Source organism: Bacteroides cellulosilyticus DSM 14838 (assembly GCF_000158035.1).
GTDB classification, from domain to species: Bacteria; Bacteroidota; Bacteroidia; order Bacteroidales; family Bacteroidaceae; genus Bacteroides; species Bacteroides cellulosilyticus.
In genome coordinates, this window is record NZ_EQ973492.1 from 765,851 (window position 1) to 784,133 (window position 18,283).

Annotated in this window: 16 protein-coding genes and 1 pseudogene; 14 read left to right on the plus strand and 3 right to left on the minus strand. The window is 37.5% G+C overall.

The window, feature by feature from the left end; translation table 11 throughout:
• Nucleotides 1-513, plus strand: a 513-nt coding sequence (locus BACCELL_RS21280; protein ID WP_007214141.1) for a DUF3874 domain-containing protein, incomplete at its 5' end; no start/stop codon positions are given.
• A gap of 151 nt (nucleotides 514-664) precedes the next feature.
• On the opposite strand, the pseudogene BACCELL_RS21285 reads toward BACCELL_RS21280, so the two are convergent.
• Nucleotides 665-1,188: pseudogene (locus tag BACCELL_RS21285) on the minus strand (FHA domain-containing protein).
• Between the two features lie 22 nt (nucleotides 1,189-1,210).
• On the minus strand, nucleotides 1,211-2,344 hold the full coding sequence (locus BACCELL_RS21290; protein ID WP_007214143.1) for an HU domain-containing protein: 1,134 nt from the start codon (nucleotides 2,342-2,344) through the stop codon (nucleotides 1,211-1,213).
• Between the two features lie 374 nt (nucleotides 2,345-2,718).
• On the opposite strand from BACCELL_RS21290, the gene BACCELL_RS21295 reads away from it, so the two are divergent.
• Genes BACCELL_RS21295 through BACCELL_RS21355 form a run of 13 tightly spaced genes read left to right on the plus strand, consistent with a single transcriptional unit; the run spans nucleotide 2,719 to nucleotide 16,898 of the window.
• Complete coding sequence (locus tag BACCELL_RS21295; RefSeq protein ID WP_007214145.1) at nucleotides 2,719-3,519, plus strand: polysaccharide biosynthesis/export family protein; 801 nt, start codon at nucleotides 2,719-2,721, stop codon at nucleotides 3,517-3,519.
• A gap of 10 nt (nucleotides 3,520-3,529) precedes the next feature.
• Nucleotides 3,530-5,080 (plus strand): GumC family protein, encoded by a 1,551-nt coding sequence (locus tag BACCELL_RS21300; RefSeq protein WP_007214146.1) that lies wholly within the window; start codon nucleotides 3,530-3,532, stop codon nucleotides 5,078-5,080.
• Nucleotides 5,081-5,092: 12 nt separating this feature from the next.
• Nucleotides 5,093-6,505, plus strand: a complete 1,413-nt coding sequence (locus BACCELL_RS21305) for a hypothetical protein (protein WP_007214147.1) — start codon at nucleotides 5,093-5,095, stop codon at nucleotides 6,503-6,505.
• Complete coding sequence (locus BACCELL_RS21310) at nucleotides 6,502-7,818, plus strand: lipid II flippase MurJ (protein WP_007214148.1); 1,317 nt, start codon at nucleotides 6,502-6,504, stop codon at nucleotides 7,816-7,818. Before BACCELL_RS21305 ends, BACCELL_RS21310 begins: the two co-directional genes overlap by 4 nt.
• Complete coding sequence (locus tag BACCELL_RS21315) at nucleotides 7,808-8,716, plus strand: glycosyltransferase family 2 protein (RefSeq protein WP_007214149.1); 909 nt, start codon at nucleotides 7,808-7,810, stop codon at nucleotides 8,714-8,716. Before BACCELL_RS21310 ends, BACCELL_RS21315 begins: the two co-directional genes overlap by 11 nt.
• Nucleotides 8,713-9,768 (plus strand): glycosyltransferase family 4 protein, encoded by a 1,056-nt coding sequence (locus BACCELL_RS21320; protein WP_007214150.1) that lies wholly within the window; start codon nucleotides 8,713-8,715, stop codon nucleotides 9,766-9,768. The genes BACCELL_RS21315 and BACCELL_RS21320 overlap by 4 nt, the downstream gene beginning before the upstream one ends.
• On the plus strand, nucleotides 9,737-10,945 hold the full coding sequence (locus BACCELL_RS21325) for a glycosyltransferase (RefSeq protein WP_007214151.1): 1,209 nt from the start codon (nucleotides 9,737-9,739) through the stop codon (nucleotides 10,943-10,945). The genes BACCELL_RS21320 and BACCELL_RS21325 overlap by 32 nt, the downstream gene beginning before the upstream one ends.
• A 60-nt stretch (nucleotides 10,946-11,005) precedes the next feature.
• Nucleotides 11,006-12,103 carry a glycosyltransferase family 4 protein gene (locus BACCELL_RS21330; RefSeq protein ID WP_007214152.1) on the plus strand — a complete coding sequence of 366 codons (1,098 nt, stop codon included), beginning with the start codon at nucleotides 11,006-11,008 and terminating at the stop codon, nucleotides 12,101-12,103.
• Nucleotides 12,104-12,141: 38 nt separating this feature from the next.
• Nucleotides 12,142-12,762 (plus strand): sugar transferase, encoded by a 621-nt coding sequence (locus BACCELL_RS21335; protein ID WP_007214153.1) that lies wholly within the window; start codon nucleotides 12,142-12,144, stop codon nucleotides 12,760-12,762.
• Nucleotides 12,763-12,766: 4 nt separating this feature from the next.
• Nucleotides 12,767-14,203, plus strand: coding sequence for a capsule assembly Wzi family protein (locus BACCELL_RS21340; protein WP_007214154.1), 1,437 nt, complete (start codon nucleotides 12,767-12,769; stop codon nucleotides 14,201-14,203).
• A 5-nt stretch (nucleotides 14,204-14,208) separates the two neighbouring features.
• Nucleotides 14,209-14,757 carry a dTDP-4-dehydrorhamnose 3,5-epimerase gene (rfbC, locus tag BACCELL_RS21345; RefSeq protein ID WP_007214155.1) on the plus strand — a complete coding sequence of 183 codons (549 nt, stop codon included), beginning with the start codon at nucleotides 14,209-14,211 and terminating at the stop codon, nucleotides 14,755-14,757.
• Nucleotides 14,758-14,762: 5 nt separating this feature from the next.
• Nucleotides 14,763-16,076, plus strand: a complete 1,314-nt coding sequence (locus BACCELL_RS21350; protein WP_007214156.1) for a UDP-glucose dehydrogenase family protein — start codon at nucleotides 14,763-14,765, stop codon at nucleotides 16,074-16,076.
• A 21-nt stretch (nucleotides 16,077-16,097) separates the two neighbouring features.
• A complete protein-coding gene (locus BACCELL_RS21355) occupies nucleotides 16,098-16,898 on the plus strand; it encodes a DUF4738 domain-containing protein (RefSeq protein ID WP_007214157.1) in 801 nt (266 codons plus the stop codon).
• A gap of 41 nt (nucleotides 16,899-16,939) precedes the next feature.
• Here BACCELL_RS21355 and BACCELL_RS21360 read toward each other — a convergent pair whose 3' ends face one another.
• Nucleotides 16,940-18,247 carry a DEAD/DEAH box helicase gene (locus BACCELL_RS21360; RefSeq protein ID WP_007214158.1) on the minus strand — a complete coding sequence of 436 codons (1,308 nt, stop codon included), beginning with the start codon at nucleotides 18,245-18,247 and terminating at the stop codon, nucleotides 16,940-16,942.
• Nucleotides 18,248-18,283 lie beyond the last annotated feature (36 nt).

The window sequence follows — 18,283 nt, forward strand, 5'->3', positions numbered from 1 at the left end:
AAGCCTGTAGCCAATCTGCGCAAACCTTATGGCAGTAGTATTCAGGAGATGCGACGTTATGCTTCATTCATAGGTACCAGTAACCAAAAAGATTTGCTGACCGATCCGAGTGGTAGCCGCCGTTTTATCTGTATCGAGGTAACGGCACCCATCAATACAAACGTTACCATCAACTACCATCAACTGTATGCACAAGCAATGGAGGCTATCACGAAAGGAGAACGTTACTGGTTTGATGACACAGACGAAGCAATTCTGAAGGAATCTAACCGGGAATTCGAACAAATCAGTCCGCTGGAGCAACTTTTCCATTGTCATTTTCGTTCACCGGAAGAAGGAGAGACGGGAGAACAATTGTCCGCCATGCAGATTATTGAATATCTACAAGAGAAGAACAAGGCTATTAATCTGTCTCAAAGCAGTATAACTACATTTGGACGTATTTTGAAAAGAAACCAGATTCAGTCCAAACGAACTAAGAAAGGGATGATATACGAAGTGATAAAGTTGTGATTTCAGTAAAATTGTGGTGTAGGAAGGCAGGCTTCCTACACCTTCCTACATACTTTCCTACATCATATATCAACTTGTAAATTAACGACTTAATCGTTTCGGTGTATGATGTAGGTTCCTTTTAGAAAATAGTGTTATGGGAATTTTCTTTTTATTCTGCTCCCCGTAATATGAATGTTGTGGCCCCGATAGTAACGATAGCCCCGTCCTCAATACGGATACGGTCTTTATCTCCCAGTATTTCATTATTCAGAAAAGTTCCGGTCAGACTGGGGGCATCTTGCAGAGTATAAACAAGTTTGCCTTGTTTATTTCGCTTCACATTAATAATGCAGTGACGGCGATCCATACTCATGTCCGACGTTTCAATAGGAGTATTGATATTGGTTCCCACACAGCGACGGCCAATTACATTGTCACCTTCCTGCAAAGGAAGCACTTGTTTGAAGCCAAACACATTCTCAATCACCGTAATACTGCCAAAAGCATCTTTAAATTCTTCTTCATCAGGGCGTTCTTCCTTTTGCGGAGCACGCATCTTTGTCTTTCCCAGGCGAATACTAAACTGCTTGCCACAATGCTCACAAACGAAGACCAATGACTGACCTTCGCTGTATTTTGTTTTCATCGAACAAAAGAATAATTCTCACATTTAGGACAACGGATACGCTTCATAAGATTAAAAAATTAAGAATTATCACTTCTTCAGCACCCAAGCATTTTTGTACATCTCATTTTGGCGAATTCTTGCCAAAGCCTGATAAGCTTCCACTTCTGTTCCGCAAGATTCAATGCTGACACGCATTTTGCCGTCTCCAACAATCGCTTTCGCAGTGGAGAAGCCTTTTGCAACCAGCTGGGCTGCCATTGCTTCTGCATCTTGTTCTGTGCCCACGCTAGCAATAATAATATGATAGGGTCTTTTAGGAGTGGCAACGGACTGTTTAGCAGCAACAGGTTGCACATTTTGTTTAGGAGTCTCAGAAGTTACAACTGCTTTAGAAGTCTCAGTCTTAGCTTGAGCTTCTGTAGATACAGCCGGTGTTTTACCAACTTTGACTTCTCTAACCGCAACAGGGGCTACCACTTTCTTTTGTGTCCCTTTTTGCTTGTTAGCTGATTTGCGGGTGGGGGTATTCTGCTTTACAATAATCGGTGTAATAGCCAAAGATTGCTTTTCTATTTTCTCAAACAGCTCATCCGGTAATAGCTTTGCATAATTTTCTTCCACCACTTCCGTATTCTCTATCGGAGTAGAAAAGAAGAAAGAAAGCACAATTGCAGCTACCACTGCGGCAGCATCAGTCAGATATGCACGGTTAAACTTGATGGAGAAAGTACGTTTCTCCTTTTTGATAGCGGCAGGCACTGAATAAGCGGCAACGTTCTCGGTCGACGGTTTTTCCAAAGCAGACAATTCCTGCATCTCAAATGCATCCAGCCCATATAAATAAGGAGTTGTGATCTTATTATCATAAGGTGCGAAGTCGAAGGTGTTATGAATAGTGTAACGTACTTCGCCAACATTCGGCAAATCAACCTTACCGTCTTCGTGCAACGTGGCTATTAATTCGTCCACTTTACGTTCTACCATCTTGGTAGCATCAGAGAAATTGGTTCCATACACAGACATATAAGACTGTACCAGCAAACCGTCATTCATCTTCAATTGCGGATTAAAGCCGATAATACGGGTAGGGGGCAGGAAAATATTTTCTTCTTTCACTCTTGTAGCCGAAGCGTAATGAGCAACAAATCCTCCCAAACCCGGAACAATGACGCAGTCATTTTCCAATAACAAAGCTTCTATATGTTGTGCCAATTCAATCATGCTGCAAAAGTAACGCAAATCTCGGATATAAGCCAGTTTCAGGGCATTTTTCTTTTCAACAATTTATAAACAGTCATGAGCGGTACTTTACAAAAAGCAAAAGTCTATAGATGTTATACCTCTTCTTTTAAAAAGTGGATATGGAATATATTTGTTTCGTATCTTCTTGCAGGTTTGAAAAATACTGTTTATAAAATCCTGAATATCAAATAGTACAAATCTACTAAGAATTCTGCCTATTTTACTACGATTTTTCTTAAATGCTGATGCATAAATAATAGACAATTCAACAATAAACCGGAAAAACTAACGTTTATTGGCATAAGAGAGTTATTTTTGCAACCAATCAAACTATAAAAATATTAAAGTATACGATGAAGATTAAAACGCTGATACCTGCCCTTTCACTTCTAATATTAGTGTCGTGCAAAACAACGAACGACTCAATTGCATATTTCCAAGATCTAGATAATTTGGCTGCATATTCCGGAGATAGCATTAATTATGCCCCTAAAATAGTGCCTGATGACGAATTGTCTATTACTATATCAGGAGTGGATCCTAATGCTGTGGCTGTATTCAATATGCCTTTGTCCAGCTATATGACACCCGGTGAGACCAATGTAACCATGACACCTGTACTACATACATACTTGGTAGATTCTCATGGTAAAATTGACTTCCCTGTGCTTGGCAAAATCTCTGTAGCAGGAATGACTCGTAGTGAGTTGACGGATCTGATGACTGATAAACTGGCTACTTATGTAAAAGATCCGATTGTAACAGTTCAAATACGCAATTTTAAAGTTTCGGTTCTGGGCGAAGTAACTAAACCTGGTACGGTCAGTGTCCCCAATGAACGTCTATCTATTCTTGATGCTATTGGTATGGCAGGAGATCTAACCATTTATGGTAATCGTAAAAATGTATTACTTATACGTGATAACGGAGGTAAAAAGGAATATCATCGTTTTGACCTCACTTCTATAAAATCTCTGAATTCACCTTATTACTATTTACAACAAAACGATGTGCTTTATGTAGAACCTAACAAGGCCCGAAAAGGTAATGCCAAATATAGCCAAAACCAACAATTCAATATATCATTAGCTTCTACTATAATCAGCGCCATTTCTGTCTTAGCATCATTAGGAATCGCATTATTGGTAAAATAAAATCACTGTTATGTCTCAACAAAACCAATTGAATGATATCGGGAAACTAAAAGAAATTTTAGTATTCTATTTGAGAAGATGGAAAATATTCCTAGTCAGTCTCATCGTATGTATCAGCATTGCTATATTGTATATATATATAACTAAACCTGTTTATTTGGTAACAGCAAACATCCTTGTGGAAGAAAAAGAAAGTAGCCCAATGAATCAGATGCAGTCGATGATGAAAGGATTTTCTTTAACCGACGTTTTCGGAGGAAATTCCAGCATACATAATGAAATAGAACTGATTCGTTCCTTCTCTATGTTTCGCCGTGTAGTTAAGAGTTTAAATCTGAATGAAAAGTATAGTTCCGGTGAATGGATATTTCCAATATCTTATTATAAGAACAGTCCTGTGGTTATTACTCCTATAAATGATATTGCGGACACCCTCACTGCGACTTTAAAATTCAAAATCAAAAGTTCAGGAAAAAATGTAAAAGTAAAAATGTCCAAGGGATTTAAAACCTTACATGAGGAGACTTTTTCGTTACCTTTCATTATGCAAACTTCTTATGGAGATTTTAAGATAGAGACAACCCAGTTCTATAACCCTAACAAAGAAATCAATGTAAAAGTCAGTTTTTCCGGATATGATTATGCCACCGAAATGCTACAAAAAGAAGTAGAGGTAGATTTTGCGACTAAAAAGGCCAACATCATCAATATGCAACTTAAAGAAAAAAACATCAAGAAAGGAAAAGATGTCCTGAACGAATTGATTGCTTCTTATAATACCTCCAGCAAAGAACGCCGAAATGCTCTGGCAGGCAATATGGTACTCTTTCTGGATGAGCGTATTAATCTTATATCAAAAGAACTGGTAGAAATAGAAAAACAAATAGAAAGCTATAAGAAAGAAAATTCTCTGACTGACATTGAGGCGGAAGCTAAAATTATACTAGATAAAAGTACTAATTTCAAAGAACGGTTGATTGAAGCAGAAACTCAATATACCGTTATTGAGTTAGTGGAGGAATTTTTGCTGAAACCAGAAAACCGTTTCTCACTGGTTCCTTTAAATATCGGACTGAATGACCGTACCGTTTTAGAGGGACTTCAAAAATACAACGAAGCGCTATTGGAACGTTTAAGATTATTAAAAACAACCCAGGGAAATACTCCAACCCTCGATATCATGAATGAACAGATAGATGCAATGCATGACAATATGTTGGCAACTATCCGGAGTTTGAAGTCCGGTTTCAGCCATGCTAAGGAAAACTTGCAAGAACAAGGAGATTATTTCATGGCTCGTATAAAAGGCATGCCTACACAAGAAAGGGAGTTTATTGATATCAAGCGCCAACAGATGATCAAGCAGGAATTATTTGTATTCCTGTTGCAGAAAAAAGAAGAAAATGCATTGTCTATGGCTGTAACTACTCCTAAAGCTGAAATTGTAGATAAAGCCTATACTTTACAGACGCCTGTCAGCCCACGCCCCATGAGACTGTTGGCTTTTGCTATGAGTATTGCAATTATAGGAGCAGGTTGTTACATCAAAGTTAGATATTAGAAGAGCTTGGAAATGTTGCAAAAAGAACAGTTAGGATTATGTCCGGAGGATTTTGTTCTTCCGATCTCTTTCTTATTATCCATGTCCTTGTTAGGTCTGGAGTTTCCTTTTGCATATATATTAGTCTTCATCGTCCTGTATCTCTCACTGATAGTAAACAAGTATGATTTCCTGTTACAAAGTACGATCTTATTTGGAGTATTTGGTTTCTATGATGAGAATGTGACTTTTCCCATTAAGATGCACGATTTGCTATTCATCGTATATATAGCCGGATTCTTTATTTATTGGAAGAAGAAAAACATCAGTAAACTGCTGATATTGATTTCAGCATATATATTGTTCTTGATTTTTGTTGCAATGCTGAGTGACGAAACCTTGATTGTACAAATAAGAAGGCTAAGATTATATATGCATATTCTTTATTTTCTCTTTCCTTTGTTGGTTTTCAGAAATCATGATTTCGAAATCGATAAGTTCTTCAAAAAGCTGTTCATTTATGTGCTAATTATCAGTAGCTTCTACATTCTGGATTCTTTAGTATTCAGTAGTAATATCCTAGTACCGCGTACAACATGGGGAGATCTGACCTATACGACTTTAGAGATGAATCTGTTTGGTGAATTTCTCAGAATATATCCTCCGGGAATGTATTTTGTGGCACTACTTTTATTTCCTATGCTTTATCTCTATAAAACTCCCTTAAAATATATATTGATCATAGCACTGGGATTAATTTGTACGAAAACATTCAGTGTCATAGGAGGAGTCTTGATTACCATCTTCTGCTTTTATGGTACATGGAAGAAGAAAATCATATATTTGGTAATCGGATCTGTGATGTTGGCCGCCGGATATGTATTAGACGGACAAATGAATGGAGCATTGCGTGTTCAACATCTGGTAGGTCAGTTTACCTCCTTTGCATCTTATCGTTCTGTAGAAGATGCTATGAGTGACATGGACAATCTGGCTGAATTCGGTTCTGACAGAGGTGCACAGATCATTCCTAAAATAGAATTGCTCACTTCTACACAAAAGCTCATGCTTGGGTTTGGGTTTCTCCATAACGAGTTAACAACCAATGATGATTACATCATCCATAATGAATATTACTCTGATCAATCGGCAGCCGAAGAGGTAGCCTCTTTAGTAGAGGTTACACAAGTCCAGACTATACTTGATACAGGACTCATTGGTTTTTGTGTGCAACATTTATTCTATATTGCCATTTACTTTTTCCTTCGAAAATATAAGTATAGCAATTTGTATCTTGTAACTCTTGTTTGCATCTCTATTTTTGGTGTCGGAGGATTCGCCGGTCTGAATATTCCACATGGACTTTTATTATTAGGACTGGCTTTGGGATGTGTTTTACTTGCGAATAAAGAAATCTGGAATGTTAAGTCGTCAGTTTCTATATGAAAGCCAAGATAGAGTCATATAAAAGTGGAGCTATATATTCTGCGGGATTAAGCGTTGTAGTAAAATTCATCGCTTTTTTCCAGAACTTCCTGATCGCTTATTATCTGGGAGCCGGGACGGGGACGGATATTTATTTTTATATGTTCGGAGGCATGATAGCTGCTTGTGAAATTCTTCAAAGCATCACTTCTTCCATACTGATTCCCCGCTCCATGTTATTAAGGAATCAAGACTCATTTCATACTGAAAACGCATATTTGAATGCTTTTTTATATACCATTCTCTCGATAGCAATTATCATTATAGGCATTATACTGATAAATGGAAAAGAATGCCTGTTATTGCTTTCCAATTTTTCGGCACAGGATATTGATATACATTTACCGTTATTATATATTTTACTACCTGCCTCCATACCTTATATAATCAATGTTGTATATGTAGAAGTTTTGGCATCTTATAAGTATTTTATTTTTCCACAAATCATTACTGTAATCAATAACATATTCATTATTCTTTTCATAGTTTTATTTCATGCTTCACTCGGCGTTTTTTCATTGGCGGTCGGTTTTGGTATTGCAACTATAATAAACTTTTTATGGCTGATCATTTTTATAAAACGCAATCTATCATGGAGTTATTCATGCTTTTCATTTACACATCTGAAAGATAGTTTCAGTGATATATGTGTCAAGCTTGTAAATGATTCTACAATGGCATTCACGACTATGTTTCCGATGTACCTCCTTTCCATGTTCTATCCGGGAACTATTACAGTGATAACTTATGCCAACAAACTATTACAAGCACCAATGATTTTGTTAGTTCAGCTTTTTGCTGTTTTACAAATAAAACTGAGTGAGTTGTATTCCAAACATCTCGGACGGGAAATGAAGCGTACTTATATGGAAATCGGAGGGAAGTCAATACTTTTAAGTTTGATTGGCGCTATTTTCTTTTTTATTCTTCGCAGACCTATTGTAGAAATATGCTTTGGCAATGGAGCCATGACACCTGAAAATATTGAAGTATTTATTGAAGTACTGGGCATACTTATTATCAGTATCCCATTTTCTATTATCACTGCTGTATCAACACGCATGTTATTCGTTATGCGTAAAATAAAAACATATACATTCCTGATGATCCCCTGCAACATAATTACGTGCGTTTTGTACTATTGGTTAATTGAGCAAAAAGGTGTGAATGGTTATGCTGTGGCAGATGTTTCAATGGAAGTTGTTAAATCAGTAATGCTGTTGGGATGTACTCTCCTGCTACTGAGAAAAATAAAATGCAAATATGAAAATTAGTATTATTACACCGGTATATAACAGGGAAGACTGCATTAGTAGATGTATAGAGAGTGTAGCAATTCAGGCTGAAGGAGTAGAACACTGGATTGTGAACGATGGTTCCACCGATGCTACATTGTCTATAGTACGACAGTTTGCCGATAAGTATCCGCATATTCATTTATTAACATACGAATGTAATGCCGGAGTAGGAGCAGCACGAAATGCCGCCATACAAAAATGCACCGGAGACTACATCCTTTTTGTGGATAGCGATGACTATCTTGCTGAAAATGCGATTGCTTTTATCCGAACAACTATAAAAGAATCTCCCTCTTATCTTCATTATTTGTTTGCAACAAATGGACGTATGCCTTTTTATGAGACCTATCACCTATTAGAGCAAAAACAAACTGTACTAACCTATTTTGACTGGTTAAGAGGCAAGGTTGGTGGTGATTTTGTACATGTTATGAATCGTGGTATGTTGCAAAAATTCCCTTTTAATGAAGAATTACGAATTTATGAAGAAACTAATTTTCTAAAACTGTACCGCTATTCAAAAGAGCAGTTATTCACTAACCAAATTATAGTCTATACGGAACTGAACAGACAAGATTCTGTATCTTTACAGTATAGGTTAAACAATTCACGCGCTATACGTTTGGAATACATAGCATTGCAAAACATTATATATGATTTTTATGATGATTATGTAGCTGCCGGAGCATTAGCGCAAATACATGAACGCATCAGGAAATATCGTTTTCTGGCAATAGCTGTCAATGATTATAGAGATGACGAGTTAATACCAAAGAACCAGTTATTACAGGTTTTCAGAATATTAAAGCTGGGATATTTGATGCGTATGTTTATTATTATTCATTCTCATATAAAATATATGTTTAAGAAATGAGAATCTTACATCTGATATACTCATTAAATGTAGGCGGTGCTGAACGCATGGTGATTACTCTCGCTAATTATCAAGTGCAAAGTAATCAAGTAGGATTATGCATTATCAATAATCTATATTCTCAAAAGTTATTGAACGAATTAGATAGTAGAATACAAGTGTTCCGTATCAATCGTAAAAAAGCAAGTCGTAATATTCTAGACGTATTTCAATTGAACAGATATGTCTTTAAGTTCCATCCGGATATACTTCATATCCATGATTCGGATGCTATCCTTTATATACCCATTCGCTCTTTTTACCATACGATATTGACTATTCATGCAATGGATTTGCCATTAAAAGGGTACAAGCTTTATAATCAGACAGTGGCAATTTCCAAAGCTGTGGCCGATAATACTGAAAATCGAGGACTTTGTAGACCGGAAGTAATATACAATGGAATTTCAACTTCTGCAATCCAGCGAACAAAGAAGAATATCCCCAATGCTGAACAAAATTTTCGCATTGTGCAAGTAGGCAGATTGGAACATGGTATTAAAGGACAACATTTAATATTAAAAGCCTTACATAGATTATCTTCTTCCCATATTAGTATAGATTTTATTGGAGATGGCAGTTCTTATAACTATCTGAAAGAAGTAACCCGACAGCTCAAACTGGAGAAACAGGTAAACTTTCTAGGTAATTGTGATATAGAATGGATATATCATCATTTATGTGATTATCACTTATTGGTTCAACCATCAATAAGCGAAGGATTTGGACTTACTATTGCTGAAGGTATGGCTGCGGGAGTCCCTGTACTTGTATCTGACCTGCCCGCTCCTTTAGAAATAATAGACAAAGGTAAACAAGGTTATTATTTTAGGCACAACGATGTGGATGATCTCTGTCGGATGTTACGTTATATAATTAAACATTATGAAGAAGCTCTGCAACTTTCTGATAAAGCACAGACATTTGTAACAGTTAATTTTGATTCCAAGCTGATAGCCCAACAATATATCAATTTATACAATGAAAAGATTAAAGATACTTATAGTCAGTAAATTCTTATATGCACGCGGAGGAGCGGAAGTTTATGCCATGAATTTGGGAGAAATGCTGCAAAAGCAAGGACATGAAGTCTGTTTCTTTTCAATGCATCATCCGCAGAATATCCATGTAAATGAGGATAAATATTTCGCGAAAGAGGTATCTTTCTTTCAGCCATCAATCAGTGGAAAAATCAATGCAGCTTTACGTATCTTCGGAACTGGAATAAAACGAAATTACGAGAAAATATTAGATGATTTTCAGCCGGATATTGTTCACTTAAATAATATACATTCTTATCTTTCACCTATAGTTGCTAAACTTGCACACGCAAGAGAAATAAAAGTTATTTGGACCATCCATGACTACAAATTGGTATGTCCCTCATATGCTTGTTTGTATAAAGGAAGGCCCTGCGAAGTATGCTTCGTCAATAAATTTAAAGTTATATCTCGTAAATGTATGAAAAATAGTCTTACCGCCAGCACTCTTGCATGGGGGGAAGCCATATATTGGAGTAAAAAGAAATTATCTCTATGGACAGATGCTTTTATTTGTCCCAGTAATTTTATGATGCAAAAGATGATACAAGGAGGGTATCCGGAAAATAAGCTTCACACAATTAGTAACTTCATTAGTGACGAGAAGTCAGAGTTTATATCAAAAATATCAACAGTGGAAAAAGAAATGGCTTATGCATATATAGGACGTCTTTCGGTTGAAAAGGGTGTAGAGGATTTATTGAAAGTTGCTGTTCAATTACCTTACAAGCTATATATTGCAGGAAGGGGGCCATTAGAGAACGTTTTCAAAAAGAAGTATGCTTCTGATAACATCATATTCCTAGGGCATATAAGTGCTAAAGAGATAGTTATCTTATTGAAAAAAGTTCAGTTTTCTATCATCCCTTCCATTTGTTATGAAAATAATCCTCTTGGAGTTATTGAATCATTATGCTGTGGAACCCCTGTTCTTGGTAGAAATATCGGAGGAATTCCTGAATTATTAAAAACAAATATTTGTAATATCCTATTTAATGATAATAATGACTTAGAATCTTCCATTGCAAAAATGTTCACATTGAATTCAGAAATAGAAAGAAAAGAGTTATCTACAGTTGCACATAACTATTTCTCTGCAGAACAGTATTATCAAAAATGGTTAGGAATAGTTCAAGGAATTTCTTCTTAAGAAAGTTGTTTAATTGTGACTACTAGATCTTTAATAATTTATTAAAAGCAATCATTTCAAATGAAAATATATGTTTTTGGTACACGCGGTTTTCCAGGAATACAAGGAGGAGTAGAAAAACATTGTGAACAATTGTACACTAATCTTTCTAAAGACATTCAAGTAACTGTATTTAGAAGAAAACCATATGTGACTCAAAATTCAACATACTCTCACGTTACTTTTATAGACTTACCCTCTACAAAGATAAAAGGTGTGGAAGCATTAGTACATTCCTTTTTATGTAGTATTATATGTCTAATAAGGCGTCCAGACATAGTACATATCCATAATATAGGTCCGGGATATTTCATTCCGTTACTTCGGTTATTTGGTTTAAAGGTTATCTTAACCTATCATAGTGCTAACTATGAACATGAGAAATGGGGATGGCTATCTAAACAATTTTTAAAATTATCAGAAATAGCAGCTTTGTCTTTTGCTAACAAAATAATTTTCGTTAATCACTTCCAGCTGAAAAAACAAAAGGAAAAACGACAAACGAAATGTATCTATATTCCAAATGGTGTATCAGGCTTTGCACGAGTAGACAACATACAATGTCTTACTCAATTAGGCATAAAACCTGAAAAATATATTCTTAATGTAGGGCGAATTACACCAGAAAAAGGATTGGAAACATTAATTGATGCTTTCTTATTATCAGGCATTGAAAAGAGTGGTTTTCAGTTAGTGATAGTAGGGGGAGTAGAAAGTGAAACGAACTACTTTCATATGTTACAAACTAAGAGTAAAAATAGAGAAATAATATTTACTGGGAGTTTGAACAAAAAGTACTTACAAGAACTATATAGTCACACAAGACTATTTATCCTTTCATCATATAATGAAGGTTTTCCATTGGCCATGCTTGAAGCAATGCAAACAGGATGCGATATTCTTCTGAGTAGAATTTCTGCAACTCAAATTATACCATTAAATGAAAATTATTACTTTGAGAAAGGAAATGTAGCGGAATTAGCTGAAAAAATTAAAAGAAAGATAAGTGAACCACAGTATATACATTCGTATCCTATTGAGAGTTACAATTGGAATAAGATACAAGAAGCAACAGTTACAGTATATAAATCCTTATTAGCAAAACAATATAATCGATAGATGATCGTTATATATTTTAAGAATTCTGTATTTTAAGAATGAATATACAATCTTCAATATATACTTTTCCGTTGAAACGGAAAAGTAACCGTATACTCAAACGAACACTTGACATAGTGTTATCATTGATAGTCTTGACTACGATATATCCAGTGGCATATATCATCATTGGGTGTTGCATCAAAATAAAGATGCCGGGTAAGATTATATTTACTCAAAAGCGCAACGGCTTATATGGGAAGGTATTTACATGTTATAAGTTTCGCTCCATGCTGCCCAATGTTGAAGCCGATACGCAACAAGCCTACAATGAGGATCCACGTATTACTCCATTAGGACATTTCCTGCGTGTCACCAGTCTTGATGAGTTACCACAATTCTGGAATGTGCTTAAAGGAGACATGTCCGTAGTGGGTCCACGTCCTCATATGCTGATACATACTGAGCAATATTGTGATATCATTCCTGAATACAATAAAAGACTTATTGTGAAGCCGGGTATCACGGGATGGGCCCAGATACACAACCTGCGCGGTGAAACGGAGAAGTTGGATAAAATGAAAAAAAGAGTAGAATATGATATATGGTATATCGAACATTGGTCGTTCTCATTAGACCTGAAAATCATGTTCAACACAATAAAAATTATATTCCGATAAGCTCATGCGTATAACCTGTCACATACTTACAATCCTGTTTTGTTTTTCTGCTTCGTCAGTAATAACAGCGCAAAGCGGACTGAAGCATCAGAACATTTCATCTTTCGTTGAATATGGAGCATCTGTCCATACCGGTGACAACACTCCTTTGTGGCAGGTCAGCAATCAACATGGATTATCCTCTATTGACAATAATACTTATTTAAGAGGTGGAGCTTTTTATACAGATACAATCCGCCAGTGGAGGTTGGAAGGAGGACTGGATATGGCGGTTGCATCCGGTTTTACATCCACTTTTATATTGCAACAGGCTTATGCTGACATACGATATAAATGGTTGGGGATACTCATTGGTAGTAAAGAGATTGACTCACCTTTATTAAATCAGCAATTAAGTAGTGGCGGACTAACCTGGTCGGGTAATGCAAGACCTATTCCACAAGTATGGATAGGACTTCCTGAATATGTGCAAGTATTACCACGCCTCGCTTTAAAAGCAGAAATGTCGTACGGATGGTTTACTGATAATAAATATCAGAGAAAGCAGGTAGGAGAGGATTATTGGTATACTAAAAGCATCAAATATCACCATAAAAGCGGATTCCTACGCATTGGAGTTCCACAGGGTAAGTGGCAACTAGACCTGGGTATGAGCTTGGATGTACAGTTTGGTGGATATAAAAGCGCCGGAATGGATGCAGGAGATTTAGGAAATAGTTGGAAAGATTATTTCAAGGTATTTATTCCCAGTCGTGGAGATGACAGTAGTCCTGAAGGAGAACAAATTGCCTATCAAGGTAATTTTATGGGTAGCGAACATATACGGATGACTTATCGTCATGAAGATTTTTCCATCAGTGCTTATCTGGAGAATTATTACGATGATTTCAGTGGAATGGGAAAACTCAACGGATTTGATGGTTTATGGGGGATTGAATACAAATCTAACCATAAACAGGTCATCAACGGTTTTGTACTGGAATACTATCAGACTACTAACCAGAGCGGTCCAATGCATGGAGTGGATTTCACCGTAGTAGAGAAAACGGGAGGTGCCGACGATTATTATAACAACGAGTGGTATCCCGGCTGGGTACACTGGGGGATGACTATGGCTAACCCATTGATAGCTTCTCCCATTTATAACAAAGACGGTGACATGAGTTTCAAATACAACCGTATCCGAGCCTTGCATTTAGGTTGGAGTGGAGACATCAGCAATGAATGGACATACCTCGCAAAACTATCATATAATAAAACTTGGGGAACTCCTTTCAAACCTATACCTAATATATTAGAAAATTTTTCTACTTTTGCATCAGTTTTCTATACTCCCCATAAATGGAAAGGATGGCGGTTCAATGCATCCATTGCTTTCGATATAGGAGAGATATATGGTGACAATTTAGGTTGCCAGTTGAAAGTACAAAAAACATTCTGAAAAAGATGAATTACATACAAACGGAAATTGATGGTGTATGGCTGATCGAACCGAAAGTTCTTCGTGACGAGCGTGGCTATTTTATGGAAGCCTTTAAAGAAGAGGAATTCAAAATGCATATCGGTGATGTGCACTTTATTCAGGACAATGAGTCGAAGTCTTCCTTCGGTGTATTACGTGGATTACATTATCAGAAAGGAGAATATTGTCAGTCCAAACTGGTACGTGTTATAAAAGGAAAAGTACTGGATGTGGCAGTGGATTTGCGCCAATCATCACCAACTTTCGGTAAATATGTCTCTGCAGAACTGAGTGAGGAAAATCAACGGCAATTTTTCATTCCCCGTGGATTCGCACATGGTTTCCTTGTTCTGAGTGAGGAAGCTATCTTTATTTATAAAGTAGATAATGCTTATGTTCCACAAGCAGAAGCATCCATTCGTTTCAATGATGAAACCATAGGAATTGAATGGCCTATAGCAGAAGAACAACTTTTATTATCTCCTAAAGATAAAACAGCTCCATCCTTCCGGGATGCGACATATTTTGAATAAAGAGTATGAAGATAGCCATCGTCGGTACAGGATATGTCGGTTTAGTGACCGGAACCTGTTTTGCAGAAATCGGTGTCAGCGTCATTTGCGTAGACACGAACAGTGAAAAAATTGAAGCGCTCAAGAAAGGTGTTATTCCTATCTATGAAAGTGGTCTGGAAGAAATGGTGAACCGAAATGTAAAAGCCGGTCGCCTACATTTCACAACTTCATTGGAGAGCTGCCTGAATGAAGTAGACGTTGTTTTCAGTGCCGTTGGTACGCCTCCTGACGAAGATGGAAGTGCTGATCTCAGTTATGTGCTCGAAGTTGCCCGTACCATTGGTAGAAACATGCAGAAGTACATATTGGTAGTCACAAAGAGTACGGTTCCTGTAGGTACTGCAAAGAAAGTACGTGCCGCTATCCAGGAAGAACTGGATAAACGGGGTGTTAGTATTCAATTTGATGTAGCCTCTAATCCCGAATTCCTGAAAGAAGGAAATGCTATCAATGATTTTATGAGCCCGGACCGTGTAGTAGTGGGAGTGGAGTCCGAACGTGCAAAGAAATTGATGAGTAAGCTTTATAAACCATTCTTGCTGAACAATTTCCGTGTAATATTTATGGATATCCCGTCTGCTGAAATGACGAAGTATGCGGCTAACTCAATGCTGGCTACCCGTATTAGTTTTATGAATGATATCGCTAATCTTTGCGAACTGGTAGGGGCAGATGTCAATATGGTACGTAGTGGCATCGGTTCGGATACCCGAATCGGACGTAAGTTCCTTTATCCGGGTATTGGTTATGGTGGTTCGTGCTTTCCAAAAGATGTAAAAGCACTCATCAAAACCGCTGAACAAAATGGCTATCAGATGCGTGTGCTCCATGCTGTAGAAGAAGTCAATGAACTACAGAAAAGCATTCTTTTCGACAAACTTTGCAAGCACTTCAACAACGAACTGAAAGGTAAGACAATTGCCTTATGGGGACTGGCTTTCAAACCGGAGACGGATGATATGCGCGAAGCCCCTTCATTGGTGTTAATAGACAAACTGCTGAAAGCCGGATGCAAAGTGCGGGCTTACGACTCCGCTGCAATGGACGAATGTCGCCGTCGGATAGGTGAGAGCATTTATTATGCCAAAGATATGTATGATGCTGTACTTGATGCTGATGCTTTAATGCTGGTTACCGAATGGAAAGAATTCCGTTTACCATCCTGGGCAGTTATCAAGAAAACCATGGAGAAACCTGTGGTGTTGGACGGGCGTAATATCTATGACAAGAAAGAAATGGAAGAGCAAGGATTTACCTATCATTGCATCGGACATTAAAAATATAAAACAGAGAGAGTTATGATAAAGTGGGGTACTATTTCTATGGTGCTCGTTGTTGTGCTTGTATCATCCTGTAGCAGTACTAAAAATGGGGAAAATTCCGACAGGGAAGACTTAACCGCTAAAGAATTGCTGCAAGGTGTCTGGCTGGACGATGAGACGGATATGCCGTTAATGCGTATTAGCGGTGATACGATCTATTATGCTGACCCACAAAATGCACCTGTTTACTTCAAGGTACTTCGTGATACGATTTATTTACGCGGAAATACCCTTACAGCTTATAAAATAGACCGTCAAACGGAATATAGCTTTTGTTTTCATTCTCTATCTGATGATATCGTAAAGCTATATAAGTCCGATAATCCGGAAGACACTCTGGCATTCTCCACTCAGGAAGTGGAAGTTATCCCCAGCACTTCAGAAGTAATCAAAAAAGATAGTGTGGTTATGTATAAAGGAACGCGTTATCGGGGCTATGTCTATATCAACCCTTCTAAGATGAAAGTAATAAAAACAGTATATTCTGATGAAGGTATAGGTGTGGACAATGTATACTATGACAACGTGATACATATCTGTGTATATGAAGGCAAGAAATTACTGTATGGCAAGGATATTACTAAAAAAGTTTTCGCAACTATTTTTCCGGAGGAAGTGTTAAATCAGACCATTCTTTCCGACATGAATTTTATAAATGTGGATGGAAAAGGCTATCATTATGAAGCCATGCTCCGTATTCCGGAAAGTTCCGTTTATCATCTCGTAAGCCTGACTATCGGTACTGATAAGCAATTACATATAAAAATGGTGGAGTAAAACTCCACCATCAAACAATATCTATTAAAGAAATCCTTCTCTTATTTGTTGCTTTTTCCTGAAGGATTAGCACTTTTTCTCGGAGCATTACCTCTTCCTTTTGAAGCATCTCCTTTCTTCGGAGCATTTCCACTACCTTTATTGGTATTTCGTCCTTTAGCACGGAAGTTACGTTTGCCCCTTCCGTCATAACTACGTGGCTTGTATTCGGGTGACTCACCTAATTCTTCAGGTACAGGTATTTTATAAATATCTCTTTCCAGGAAATTCTCAATTTGCTTGAAGTTACTTTGTTCCTTTTCATTTACAAAGGTTAGAGCAACACCATCGTTATTAGCACGCGCCGTACGACCAATACGATGAACATAGTCTTCACTGTCATGCGGAACATCATAGTTAATCACAAGACGAATATCATCAATGTCAATACCACGAGCCACGATGTCAGTGGCAACCAGAATGTTTATACGACCTGCCTTAAACTCATGCATCACTTCTTCACGCTGTGCCTGTTCCAGGTCAGAGTGCATTTCGCCTACATTCAGCTTCATCATTTTCAAGGCCTTTGTCACTTCCTTTACTTTCAACTTGGATGATGCGAAGATAATGACACGCTCCGGTGTTTGTTCAGCAAAGAGACTGCGAATTATACCCAACTTCTGATTTTCATAGCAAACATAGGCGGCTTGCACAATTTTATCAGCAGGGCGTGAAACGGCAAGTTTGACTTCAGCGGGATTATTGAGAATGGTGTTGGCAAGTTGTTGTATTTTTGCAGGCATGGTAGCAGAGAACATAATGGTTTGCCGTTCTTTAGGCAAATACTTCACAATCTGCATGATGTCATCGAAGAAACCCATATCGAGCATGCGGTCGGCTTCGTCAAGAATGAAATAGGAAACACGGGAGAGATCTACATATCCCAAACTCAGATGAGCTATCAAACGTCCCGGAGTAGCTATAACAACATCGGCTCCCAACATTAGCCCCTTCTTTTGCTGTTCAAAGAGTATCCCATCGTTACCACCATAAACTGCCACACTGCTGACAGGCATGAAGTAGGAAAAACCTTCCATCTGCTGATCTATTTGTTGCGCCAATTCTCGTGTGGGAGACATAACAATACAGTTTATAGCATCTTCAGGATGTCCACCTTCGGAAAGTTTATTCAGTACAGGCAACAGATAGGCAGCCGTCTTACCGGTTCCGGTCTGTGCCACGGCTATTAAATCTCTGCCTTCAAGTATAACGGGAATGGATTTCTCTTGTATAGGTGTGCACTCATCGAAGCGCATGGCTTCCAGTGCATCAAGCACCTGATCATTCAGTTGTAGTTCGGAAAACTTCATGTTTCTTTTTATTTAGTCGCAAAGATAGGAAATAAA